Here is a 13,114-nt window from a genome sequence, read left to right as displayed (position 1 = left end):
ACCTGATATCAAACCAAGTAATTATACTAAATTTAACTGTATTTCAAAAAAAGAAACTAAATGGCATTCCAGTATATAAGAAGCGTTCTTTAGTGCAAGTAAAGAGATAGTAATTAAACCCCAAAGATTATGAAAATTGGAATTATAGGAATCAGCAGTCTTACGATGGAATTAGCTGTCAGATCGGCGAACGAGGGATATGATGTTATAATATATAATCCTAAAGGAAATAGTCTTGTGAGGGATATTGTTGAAAAAATGGGACCACATATTCAACTTGGTTCTCTTCAGGAAGCCGTTACTACAGAAATAATAGTATTGTTTATTCCTAAAGATGATCTGGAGAAGCTAAAAGAGAACCTACCAGATATGACAGGGAAATTAATCGTTCATACCAGTGGTTTGATATTTGATCCTCAGTTGCTTTTATCAAGCATTACTAATGCTATGACTTATAAAACAACTGCTTCTTTGTTTCCTGAGGCTCATGTTGTAAAGCTATTTAATCCGGTTAATTTTAAGACGAACAATACATGTGTACAACAAAAAGATAGAGAAGAGATATTTTTTATAGCAGATCATAAAGATTCCAGAAACTCTATAAGGGAGTTTTTAAAAAAATTAAAATTCTCACCTGTTGATCTTTCCAACAGAGTACATCTCCAAAATATGGAAATGAATAAAAACAAAGAGCAGTTTATATAACTGTTCTTTAAATAATACTCTTTAAGAAATATAAAATCTGACTTGAAATCCGCTTTTATTTTAATTCCCCATCAAGCTCTCGATTCTAGAAGGCGAAATTTCCGGATTTGCTCCTGGTGCTTCAGCAACTAACGCTCCGATCGCGCATGCAAAATCAATTGACTTTTGTGGTGGTTTATTAGTAAGCAAAGATGTGATTAATGCTGCCAAAAATGAATCACCTGCTCCTACGCTATCAGCTACTTTAACGGGATAACCACCATTATTATAAAGTTTTCCTTTCCACATTAACAATGCTCCATGTTTTCCTTTGGTGACACATATGTCATTTATTTTGGTTTTCTCTGCAATGAAGTGCATATTTTCTTCCAGACTATCAAATGGTGATTGCATTGCCTTTGCAATTTCTAACAATTCCTCGTCATTAAACTTAATAAAATTAGCTGAACTCATTAATTCCTCCAGAATTTCATATGTATAATGAGGCTTTCTTAAATTGACATCAAAAACTTTATACGCTTTTGTCTTCAGCAACTCTTTTAAAGTGTCTCTCGAAACTTTATCACGACAAACCAAACTGCCATAAATTAACAGATCTGCTTCTTGTACTGATTTTTTAGCCAAATCGTTCCATACAATTTTATCCCAGGCCGATGGATATTTGATTTCATAACTTGCCGATCCACTATTATTTAAAGTAACATTCACCAAACCTGTCGGAAAATCCTCTGAAGTTCCAATTGTATTTGTTTCAAGTCCCAAACTTTTCACTTGTTCCTTAATTGCTTTACCATCTTCATCATTTCCTACGCAGCTAATCATGGTTGTATCGCAGCCAAATGTTTTCATTCTCAACGCAACATTTAAAGGTGCTCCGCCAATTTTTTTTTCGCCATCAAAAACATCCCAAAGTACTTCTCCATAAGCCACCGCCTTAAGATTTTTTTCGTTATTCATTCTAAAATTATTTCCTATTATTGTTATTCATTATTAAATATAGAGAAACTTCTTCAATTAAATACTCGAGCGACAAACTTCTCTTGTCTATAGTTCCAGACAGTTTTTGATCGATATTTTACACTAAAAACAAATCTTATTGCAATACAACTGAAAAGCAATGAATTTAGTATTTTTTTTGTTTCTATTTTTAGCAGGTTTTTTTTACATAAACAATACAAAAAAACAAATATACCTGAACTATCTGCACATATTTTAATACAAATACCTAAATATTTACAATTCAACAATTTACACCCATAAAAAACATTATTTTTTGCGAAAAATTGAAATACTTTTCTAATTTTGCACCCTCGTTTATAACTGACAATCAAACATTTAAAGAATGACAAAATTTAGCAAAACAGTCTTAATTGGTGACTTACTATTATCATCAATTTATACTTATGCTGATGAAGGCCCACGGGATTATATTTTGACTATAGCAACCGGAAACGGGAAAGTAACAGACTTTAATCTGGCTAGTGCCGAAAATTCATCTTTCAATATTTTTGATCAAAATTACGATTTAGTTTACGCAAGGGAATCTGAAATAACCAATTTAGAAATATCATCAACAATTAGTTTAGAAGGCTATTCCTCTGGAATTTATTTTTTGGAGATAATAGAAAATGACAAAGCTACAATACACCGAATCAATGTTGAAGCTAAAAAAGTCAAAAACAAAACTATAAAACAGTGCCCTTCTTTACAGCGCTAATTTTTTGCCCCCACAATTAAGAACAACTCATTTTTGAGTTGACTAAGAACAGCTCTGAATGGGGCTGTTTTTTTTATCTTTTTATTTTCCTTAAAAAAGATACAATGTTATACCGGTTCTTTGCAAGATTCAAAAAACTCGTAAGCTCTTTTTTCTACATAAGAATATGTCGAGTCCCGCAATGGAAAAGCACAATGTCCTCCGTATTTTGGGGTTTCCAGATAAACATAAGAACTGTCTTGAGCAATCGCTCTTGGATAACATCTTTCTCCTAAAAAAGGATCATCAAGCGAATTGATAATTAAAACCGGAGTAGTAATATTTTTAAGAGAAAACTCAGGAGAAACACGATGGTAATAGTCATCCCGGCTCGCAAAGCCATGTAATGGTGCTGTAAAATACTGATCAACCTCATCAAAGGAAGTAATTTTATCAATCTGATCGCTATTTATAAAATCAGGAAATTGTGCTGCTTTGTATTTCAGTTTTTTTTTAATATCAATTGTGAAATTCTTTAAATAAACTCTGTTAAAGCCTTGTTTCAATACTGCTGCACTTGTTGCAATATGAGTTGGCACTGAAATCGAAACTGCTGCTTTTACACGTTTATCGATTTTGGTCCAGCCTAAATAATTCAAAAGCTGAACTCCTCCCATTGAATATCCAATTAAATAAACATCTTCGAACTTTTTTTGTAAAACAAACTGAACTACTTCATCAAGGTCGTCAACTGCACCATGATGATAAAGTCTTGGAAGTCGGTTCATTTCTCCGCCACAAGTACGATTATTCCAAGCGAAAACAGAAAAACCCTTCTGCTGAAAATAAGCCGCACAACTATTATTGTAGGTTCTGCGTGAATCACCTTCTAAACCATGACATAAAATAACAGCTTTTTTAGAATCATTTATCACAAAATCAATATTGATAAAATCTCCGTCACTCAACTCATGTTTTTCTCTTGTATATCCCGGAACTTCAAATTTTTTGAATAAAGCAGCATAAATAGTAGAAATATGCCTGTTACGATGAATAATAGAAGGGAAATTATATTCTGATTGTTCAATTAGTGGCATGACAAAAAGTTTTTATGGTATTTACTACAAATCTATGAAATCAATCAACATCTAATTTAATACGGTCTTTTTATTTCACTTTTTAAAATCATTAATCAAAGAAAATTAAAAAAGACGGCCCCAAACTTTGTAATGCATAATATATGTGGGTTAACCTTATATCAAATCTGGCTTTCTGATAAAAAAAACCTCTAAATCAAATTTAGAGGTTTTAATATATCATTATTAAATAAAATTTAACTGATTAAATTAATTCGCCGATTTTTCTTTTTCTTCAATAATAGTTACAGCATTATCGCCGATATTAAAAGACAAAGAGAATCTTAACATATTATCTAATGGTGTTTTCTGTTTTGCGGCAGAACTTAAATAAGAAAGATCAAATTTGGCTTTCTTGTATTTAAATCCAGCTCCAAGGGTAAAGAATTGACGATCTCCTTTTTCGCTGCTTTCATGAAAATATCCGGTTCTTAAAGCAAAAGCTTTTTGGTATAAATATTCAAATCCAACGGCCCAGGTAACTTCTTTTAATTCTTCGCTAAAACCACCCGGCGCATCTGTAAAGGAATTAAATGCTCCTTTTACAAATCCGGCATCCTGATATTGTACATTGGTTTGGTCATTTTGTGGTGATGGAACCAATAGTTTATTAAATTCTATAGAAGTTGCTAATGTATTATCCTGATCAAAAATAAAGTCAAAACCTCCACCTACTTTTAAATTAGCCGGGAGAAAACTTTCAGATCCTGAATCTCCATTGTATTTAAGTTTTGGACCAAGATTTGAAACAATAAATCCGCCTCGCCAAATACCATTAAAGTTTTTGAATGCCGTTTCCGGTGTTTGATAATATCCGGCAATGTCTACCGCAAATGAACTCGCTGCGCGTCCGTTTGAATTTGCTTGCTGAATTTCTAAATTAGAACGAATGTATCTTCCTGTAACTGACATTGCAAACTTTTCGCTTAGTTTTAAGGAATAAGATCCGTCAAATGCAAATTCGTTTGGTTTCACGATTTGTCCTGCATCATCTTCATTTTGCTTGAAAACTGTTTCTCCAATTCCAAAATATCTTAAACTGAATGCAAATGCACTTCTCTCATTTATCTTATTGAAGAAATTCAGATTCAATAAACCTGTATCATTTGACAATGAAGACATATATGGTGTATAACTCAATCCTATGCCAAGTTTACTTTCTGCAAATGGGTATTTTGCCGCATTCCATTGTTGCGAATAGACATCTGCCGAAGTCGCAACTCCCAAATCTCCCATTCCCGAAGCTCTGGCATCTGCCGAAACTTGCAAAAAAGGAACTGCGGTGACAATTGGCCTGTTTTGTGCTTGTGCGAGTAAATTTCCAACTCCAAAGAGTAATGAAAATAAAAAATATATTTTTTTCATGTGTATCTGTTAATTATTTTTTTGATTGAAATTTTAATGCGTTTTGCGATACAATATTTAGTGCCAAATGTAATTTTGCTATAACATTAAACTTGTACCGCAACGCACCTCATTATTTCATTTCATTATTTACTCCCCTGAACTTTTGATAAATTTGAATACTGAAGATGTTCCTTCTTTTCCACTCACGTGTAAAAAATAAGCTCCGGTAGGCAAAGTGCTAAAATCTAGCTGGCTGTAAGTTTTAAGTTGTACATCATCAATATTAAACGTGCGTACAATTGCACCGTTTAGCGCGACAACCTCAACAGTAACATCTCCAGCCCAACGACTTGTCCATTTGATATTGATTGTATTTACAACCGGATTAGGGAATATATTAAGTTCCATAACTTCAGATTGGTTTACGATAACCGTTACACGTTGTTCTGCAGTTGCGCCGTAAATATCAGTAGCTTTTAAGATCAATTCGGTTTCGCCGTTAGAAAGGCTTTCAATTGTAAAACCAGTTGCTGATGGCGCTATTGATGCAATTTTTGCATCTGCTATAGTAGCTTCAAAAGTTAATTGATCACCATCCGGATCTTTGAAATATGTATCATAACTAAAGTTTTCCTGAACAGACAATTTATTAAACAAAATTGCTTGTGCGCCAAGTGCCAGAGGAGCTTTATTATCTACAACCGTTACTTTTATTTGTTGCTTAGTGCTTAAACCAAAAGCATCTGTCGCTGTCAGAGTTATTGTTGTTTCACCTGCAGTATGTGTTTCAACTACAAATTGACCTAATTCCTGACCAACGGTTACGGTTACAATTTTATCATTTGCAACTGTTGCATTAAATGTCATTTTATCTCCATCAGGATCTGTAAAGTAATCTCCGAACTGACGTACATCAAAATAGTTCAGTTTAGAATAAACTAATTCTTCTGACTGAATAACTTCAGGCGCACGATTTGTTTTTACTACTTTAACTTCAAATGTTGTCTCTTTAGATGCACCAAGTTCATCCACTGCAGTGTAATTCAATGTATATGTTCCTGCAGTTTCGTAACCCGGAGCAAGTTTTATTGAAAGTTCATCTTCAATTAATTCAAATGTTGCCCATGACGGAGCATTAGCAGATTGAACTGTAATTTTATTAGCTTCTTTATCGGTCAAGCCGATTTTCACCACTACTTCTGAAGCTTCATTAACAACAATAGTTTCTACTGGTACATTAGCAAAAACCGGAGCTTCATTAATATGTAATTTAACCGGAATCTTGCCTACACTATTTACAGGATCATTTGTTCTAATGTTTAAAATTGCATGTTGATCTCCACGAACTCCATTTGCCGCAGTAAAGTCTAATTGAACATCTTTTTTCTCACCTGGAGTAATCGTTCCGTTTGAAAGTCCGTTGATTGAAACCCAAGCATTAGAAGCAAAATTTTCTTCCCCTGCTCTAACCAACCAACCATTACCCGGATATAAATCTGCAGCTTGCAAATCATACCATTTTTCACCATCGCTTAATGTATATCTACCCGGAGTATCCACAATTCCTCCTATAGAACCTTGTACATAAGGCAATTCATAAGGATATGTAATTACAACATAGAAATCTTCGTTAGGATAAAGTCCTTTAGGTTCTTTAATTGGTAATGTTACCCATGAACCACTTTTACCTCCTTCATATACATAATCAACAGAACCCTGATCGATTATTGTTGCATCGACAACAGAAGTTCCTCCGGCACGTATTTCGTACTCAATTGTTCCTGTTGGTTTATCAAGACCAAACATAAAGGTTTGGAAATGTGATAATGTAAATCCGTCTTTACCTGCATTAAATCTGGTTGCAGTTGTAAAAGGCTCACCTCCGTCGTAACCAAAGTGCGAATCTGCAGCCGTTTTATTTTCGTAAGCTAATACTCTGTTAAAACTTGGATCGGCGTAAACAGTAGCTCCTCCTTTTGGTGCAGGATTTGATTTCACTATTGAATCGGCTTTAGCGTTTTTTGCTTTTTTTGCCATTACTTCTGAATGAGACTTAATTCCTTTTGCTGCTTTTCGCAAATAATCAATACTTAATTCATATTTCAAAGTTCCACCGCCATTGCTATTATTAAAAACAGCATATTGTGTATCTGTGTCTGTTACATAATTTACAATACTATTTACTTCAGTAGTTTTTACATCTAAAGTTGGTGGTAATGTAACCTCAGCTTTTATCGGAATCAATAATTTTGCTACTGTAGCATTGCTTTCGATAACTAAATTATCGCTAACAGAACCTGCTGCTGTTGGAGCATAAGTAATTCTGAATTTAGAATTTTCACCCGGTAATATAGCGGTGTAATTTCCAGCTAAATCATTAATATTTGTCCAACTCCAATAACCTCCACCAAACCAGCTTTTGAAATAAGCATACGTTTCGATAGTATAAGCAGAAGAACCACTTTCTACTGAAACATTTGAAATTTGTAGTTTTTCAGCGCCTGTATTCTGAACTAAAAATTCTTGCGTATAGATTGCCTCAGGATTCACCATTATTTCGCCATAATTTATTTCATCTAAATTTGAAGCAATTATTGGCGCACCAGTTACAGTTAGTTTAATTGGTTTCTCCAGCGATTCCTGATTTGGAACATTCGTGCGTAATTTTAGTTTACTATTATATTCTCCTGCATATATATTACGTGCATCAATATCGATCTGAGCATTTAAAGTAGTTCCTGCAGGAATTGTATGTTTTTTTGCAGGGCTTATTAAGTATGCTAAACCATCTCCGTGATTTACATTTGCATGGTTTGATAAAATAACAAAGTCTGACTGATCTCCATTCTGAAGTCCAATAGTAGCCAAATTTGTAGTTCTGTCTACGCTTCCGTTAACTTTATATTGAAACTTCATCGTTCCATTTTTATAAAAGATAACCTGAGCAGAAGTTGGATCTCCCATTCCGCCAAAGAAATTCACAAAATATTCCCATGAGATAACAACTTTATCATTATCGCTGTAATAGAAAACTCCGACCTGATCTTTTGGATAAGTTGTGGTATCAAAAGAACCAAAAACCCAATAAGGAGCAATAACCGTCTTTAAATCAGCGCTTGGCATATTTCCAATTATTGACGCAGGCTCTTCTGGTTTATCAAAAGTCAATAATCCCGTTGCACCAATGTACACATCTGTATAATCTTTACCGTAATAATTAAACGCCCATGGAAGTGTTTTTGTCTTCCAATATTCATTAACATCCATTAAATCAGCACCTACTGATATTTGAGTTCCTGTTTTACGAATATCAATCCATTGATAGTTTGTTCCGTCATTAAACATTTCTGAACTATAAGTAAAATTTGGAATAGCTTCCAGACCACTTACCGGTACAGACATCGTCAACCAGTTTGTACCTGTCGCAACCACTTCAAGATCTGCTTTACCCGTATTTTCGATCAATAAAGGATATTTAGACGTTTGTCCGTGTTGTAAAGTCTCTGTCAGTAAATCTAAATTAGTCACTTTTATTCCCGGAGGATCTAATACTTTTCCGGCAAGTGCAATCGTATAATTCCCTGCTTTATTATCTGTAATATGCAATACATCTGCAAAATCAGCCACTACATCAGTTGGCAAAACAACATCGTAAACTTTAATAAGTCCTGGTGCTATCGTTGCATTTGTTTCGCCAGTTACCTGAAATTTATTATTGTCTAAAGTAAAACCCGATAATGTTACCGGAGTAGTTCCTGTATTTTTAATACTGAATTTTCTGGATGCAATAGCGCCTTGAAATACATTTCCAAAATTAATTGCTGTTTCAGAAACTGAAAGTTCAGCTTTTCCACCACTTGTAATATTAACTTGTATTAATGGATTAACCTGAGTATTTACCGGATCTGTAGAAACGATATTCAAATATCTGTTGATTGTACCTTCATGCAAAGCTGCAGTTTCCATAACAACATCCATCTTAGCAGATTCGCCCGGCAATAAAATTCCTCCTGCATTACTAATAGAAGTAATCATATCCGGACCCGGATAATCAAAACCTAAAGCTAATCCTGAATAAATTTTGGCTTGTTTAGCATAATTGTTAATTAAAATTCCGTCTACCTGATCATAATCTTCTATAAGAATGTTAAGATATCCCAAGACATCATCCGTATAAGTAATATTGTCATAGTAAAAACGAATGTTTCCATCTGCAAATAATACCATTTGCGCACTAAGCACTCCAGAAGATCCATCAGTCATATTAGAATATTGCACGATAACTCTGTCTGCTTCTACTTTATAATGAACAGAACCACCTAAACTCAACTCAACATAAGTTCCTAAAGGAGAAATATATCCTTTTGGAGAATATGGTGATCCATCTAAAGCTGGCTCATTTACCGGATTTGTTGTATCATCAAATGTTGTAAAACCTTTATAACTAATGAACAGTTTTTGCATTTTCTGAGCATAGTAAGGAAAATCAAATCCCATTTCTACAGGAAAATATCTGTTTGCATCTGCTTTAAAATAATTGGTAATATCTGTTCCCGTTCCTGAAATATCGTGATATTCGTATGTTAACGGAGAAGTTTCTGATGCATAACTTGTGCGATATTTATATCCGTATTTATGATATCCGCCTTCCCAGGTATCAGCAGTTCCTGATTGATCGTATTTTGGAACAAAATATTTCAATGCAGCTTTACCTTCATTTTTAACCGTAACCGATGCTGTAACTTTATCACCTAAAGCAACATTATCAATCAATTGCGTCATTGGGGCAACCACAATTTTTGCAGGTTCAGAACTTACTCCAAATAATATAACTCTTAACGTTTTAGAACTGCTAGAAGATGTAAATGTTAGAAAACCATTATCATTTCCGGTCGCGTTTGGTGTGTATTTTACTTTAAGTGTAGCTTCACTATCCGCTGAAAGCTGATTTGGATAACTTCCAATAAGTTCAAAATTTGGATTCGAAATATTTACAGCTATATCATTATAATTCCCTAATCCTGTATTTTTCACTACAAATTCTAATTCTTTAGAACTTCCCTGAAAAACGCTTGAAAAATCTAATTTTTCATCTGCTTTAAGAACCGGTTGCTGACCTGATACATTTACTGTAACCGGAACTTTTAATTCTCTATTTGTAGCATCATTAGATTTTAAAATCGCATTTGCGTGATAAGTTCCATTGATCAATTTAGAAGCATCGGCTGAAAGAACTGTTTTTTCAGCAGTATTTCCGTTTACTTCACCACTTGTAGGATCTAAAGTCAGGTATTCTCCTAAATATTTATTTTGACTAACTGCCATATTAAACCACGCAAAGTCATTACTCGCAAGAGCGACGCTTAATGGTCCCCAGGTTTGTCCCACATCAAAAGATATAAAACAATTGTCTGATCCCTCGACTGTATTTTCGTAACCAAGTCCTAAAGGATAAAGATTTCCAGCCGGAATGTGCAGTACTACCCAAAAAGTTTCTCCTTGAGAAAAATACAATTGTTCATCCAGATTTATATATACATAACCTTCGGCAACACTAAAAGGAGTATATTCCTGTGCATAGATTAAATTTTCCTTGGTAAGTGATGTTCCTTTATAAATTTCAATCACCGCTGGACCAAACTCCGGATTTACTTTTAAATACGATATAATTTGAGTTAAGTTGAAACCTTCTGCTTCATTAACAACGTATTTTGTTGCCGCTGAATTTGGAATCTTGATATCATCTTCTCCAATAATATTTGTTGGATTATCACAATAACTCATTCCTTGTGGAGTAAATCCAAATGGTTCAACACCAGATTTTTTTGATGAAACAGCTATTTTAGATTTCTTTCTGCCTACTTTTCCTGCAGTCGCCACTTTTGTCGTTTTTGCAGAAGGATAGTTGATTTTCTTTCCTGAAAAAGCTGCAAGAGAAGTTTCTTTATGACGGGCTAAAAACTCCCATCTCAAAACTCCTTCTCCATTATTTAAAACTGTCATATCGTGCGATCCCTTAAAAGACGTACTCGCATCGACATCAATTACAATATCTTTACTTTTATCATCAACTGCAATTTTTGGACCTGCATTCGTTGTGCCCTCAACAATATTTGACAACTCAGATAAATTGTTCCATCTGTCTCCTGAAATAACAGTAAAATAATATTTAGTAAGTCCTAAAAGCCCATTTACAGAATGTGTAATTGTCGTTCCTGATGCATCTGTATTTTTAATAATATCATACTTTGCCGACGCCAGATTACTCTTTGTTATTGGCGAAGTACTATAGTAAATACGAAAATCAACAGGTTTTTCATCATCAATATCTACGGGAACTTTCCATGATAAATTAGCAAATTCCTGTGCAATTCCTGTTAAAGCCAAATCTGTAATAACATTTGGTGCAACACCCGCATTATTCTGAATCGCTAAAAAAGCATCTATGTGTCCTGAACCTAATTTTCCAACGTAATCTGGATTATGAGAATCAATATCTACAACTCCTGTTACAAGCTTAATTCTTAAAACTTCAGGTGTTAATTGGCTTTTTCTATTTGCCAAAGCAAGTGCAGCAATCCCCGAAACGTGCGGACAAGCCATTGAAGTTCCCTGATAAAAACCGTATTGATTCTTTGGTAATGTACTTAAAACTCCATTTTTTGATCCTAAGTCTGTTTCTCCTCCCGGAGCTGCAACATCTACCCAAGTTCCATAATTAGAATAACTGGCTCTCTCCCAGTTTGGTCCAATTGAACTTACACATAACGTATTTTCATAATGCCCAGGATACCAATCTCCATCAGAATTACTGTTTCCTGCAGCAAAAATTACAATTCCGCCTTTCATCGGGCTATTTGAAAAATCTCCCGCTTCGGCAATAAAATAATCTATAGCTTCTTTTATCGATTCATCAAAAGCTCCAGGTTCAGTATATCCCCAACTATTTTGAGAAATCACAGAACCATTGTTTGCCGCATAAATGTAGCTTTCTTCAAAACTTCCGCCACCTAAAGTCTGAACGGACATGATTTTAGTACCGTCGTTATTACCACTTCCTCCGGCAACACCAGAAACTCCTATTCCGTTGTTGTTTACTGCTGATATTGTTCCCGCTACGTGAGTTCCGTGAGGTTGTCCTTCGATAGCACCGCTATTTTTGTCAAAATTCCAACCATGAATATCATCTATATAACCATTTTTGTCATCATCAACTCCGGCAACTCCGTTAAGCTCAGCTTCGTTTGTCCAAATATTTGCTTTTAAATCCTGATGTTCAATATCTACACCCTGATCATGAATCGAAACGATAATTTGTGGACTGCCTTTTACAACATCCCAAGCTTTAAATAAATTAATATCAGAACCGTTTGGATATCCGGTTTGTCCTGTATTATTATAATGCCATTGTTCAGGCAATTTGGGATCGTTAAAATAAGAAGCTGCTGACGAAGATTTTTTACCACTAGTTTTAATTGGCTTAAAATTGTAATCAGACAACACTTTTTGCTTCTCTGTTTCTGCTGTTTCTACCTCAGCAATTCCTTTGTATTTAAGTACTGCATCTTTGGCGCTCTGGTTCGCGTCAATGTCAACAACATACCATAAATCAAGTTTGTGTTTTCGCAGTTTAGCTTCTAATCTCGGATTAGGATTTTCCGGAAAAAGCCTGTGCATATTCCGTGCTCCAACCTTACTCGAAACCTGATCAAAAGCCAGAATTCCTGTGGTTAGCTTTTTCCCCGTGGACACATTCATTTTCTTTAAAGCTGATGCCGTCTGTCCTGAAAATTTAATTTTTACAGAACCTTGTTTGACACCTTGCTTAAAAGTCGCTTGCTGACCAAAGGAAAAAACTGACCAAAGCGAAAAAATAAAAAACCATAATAATCGATTTCCTTTTTTGTAATAATTTGTCATTAAAGTTGTTTTTTGGTTAGTTAATAATTTAAGGTAATTGCAAAAACAGCGATTTAAACTCAAATACTACTCTTAAAAAATCATGAATAGTTTGCTGTTTTAACAACACATTAAATCTTTCAGGGCAAGAATATGCAAAAATCAAATAGTTACTCTTTAAACGATAGTTACATCTTATATATAGAGAATAAATGACCATTACATTTGTATAACAGCCAATAATAAAAACCTTATTATCAACACTTTAAAAACTATAAATTATTCAATTCTAAAGTTTGAGATTTAACCGCAAAGTGCGCGAAGATTTGAT

At 34.3% G+C, this 13,114-nt stretch carries 6 protein-coding genes; 2 read left to right on the top strand and 4 right to left on the bottom strand.

Translation table 11 applies throughout. The annotated features are described in order from the left end of the window. Window positions 1–129: 129 nt before the first annotated feature. Window positions 130–705 carry an NAD(P)-binding domain-containing protein gene (locus C8C83_RS18125; RefSeq protein WP_121329785.1) on the top strand — a complete coding sequence of 192 codons (576 nt, stop codon included), beginning with the start codon at window positions 130–132 and terminating at the stop codon, window positions 703–705. Window positions 706–765: 60 nt separating this feature from the next. Here the strand turns inward: C8C83_RS18125 and C8C83_RS18120 are convergent, their stop codons facing one another. Then, on the bottom strand, window positions 766–1,662 hold the full coding sequence (locus C8C83_RS18120) for a carbohydrate kinase (protein ID WP_121329784.1): 897 nt from the start codon (window positions 1,660–1,662) through the stop codon (window positions 766–768). 385 nt (window positions 1,663–2,047) lie between these two features. Between C8C83_RS18120 and C8C83_RS18115 the strand changes: the two genes are divergently transcribed. After that, a complete protein-coding gene (locus C8C83_RS18115; protein WP_121329783.1) occupies window positions 2,048–2,422 on the top strand; it encodes a secretion protein in 375 nt (124 codons plus the stop codon). A 107-nt stretch (window positions 2,423–2,529) separates the two neighbouring features. Here the strand turns inward: C8C83_RS18115 and C8C83_RS18110 are convergent, their stop codons facing one another. From C8C83_RS18110 to C8C83_RS18100, 3 genes are all read right to left on the bottom strand, one after another. Beyond that, window positions 2,530–3,498: an alpha/beta fold hydrolase gene (locus C8C83_RS18110; protein WP_121329782.1), complete on the bottom strand. Its 969-nt coding sequence runs from the start codon at window positions 3,496–3,498 to the stop codon at window positions 2,530–2,532. Window positions 3,499–3,747: 249 nt separating this feature from the next. Beyond that, on the bottom strand, window positions 3,748–4,902 hold the full coding sequence (gene porV / locus C8C83_RS18105; RefSeq protein WP_121329781.1) for a type IX secretion system outer membrane channel protein PorV: 1,155 nt from the start codon (window positions 4,900–4,902) through the stop codon (window positions 3,748–3,750). Window positions 4,903–5,031: 129 nt separating this feature from the next. Further along, window positions 5,032–12,804 (bottom strand): S8 family serine peptidase, encoded by a 7,773-nt coding sequence (locus C8C83_RS18100; protein WP_121329780.1) that lies wholly within the window; start codon window positions 12,802–12,804, stop codon window positions 5,032–5,034. Between the last annotated feature and the right edge of the window lie 310 nt (window positions 12,805–13,114).

This window comes from Flavobacterium sp. 90, from assembly GCF_004339525.1.
GTDB lineage: Bacteria > Bacteroidota > Bacteroidia > Flavobacteriales > Flavobacteriaceae > Flavobacterium.
The sequence above is the reverse complement of the archived record's forward strand: the minus strand, read 5'-3'. Positions and strand labels throughout refer to the sequence as shown.

Excerpts from the sequence above, each read along its gene's own strand:
- C8C83_RS18120 (WP_121329784.1), bottom strand. The coding sequence starts at position 1,662 with ATGAATAACGAAAAAAATCTTAAGGCGGTGGCTTATGGAGAAGTACTT.
- C8C83_RS18100 (WP_121329780.1), bottom strand. The coding sequence starts at position 12,804 with ATGACAAATTATTACAAAAAAGGAAATCGATTATTATGGTTTTTTATT.
- C8C83_RS18115 (WP_121329783.1), top strand. The coding sequence starts at position 2,048 with ATGACAAAATTTAGCAAAACAGTCTTAATTGGTGACTTACTATTATCA.
- C8C83_RS18110 (WP_121329782.1), bottom strand. The coding sequence starts at position 3,498 with ATGCCACTAATTGAACAATCAGAATATAATTTCCCTTCTATTATTCAT.
- C8C83_RS18125 (WP_121329785.1), top strand. The coding sequence starts at position 130 with ATGAAAATTGGAATTATAGGAATCAGCAGTCTTACGATGGAATTAGCT.
- porV (WP_121329781.1), bottom strand. The coding sequence starts at position 4,902 with ATGAAAAAAATATATTTTTTATTTTCATTACTCTTTGGAGTTGGAAAT.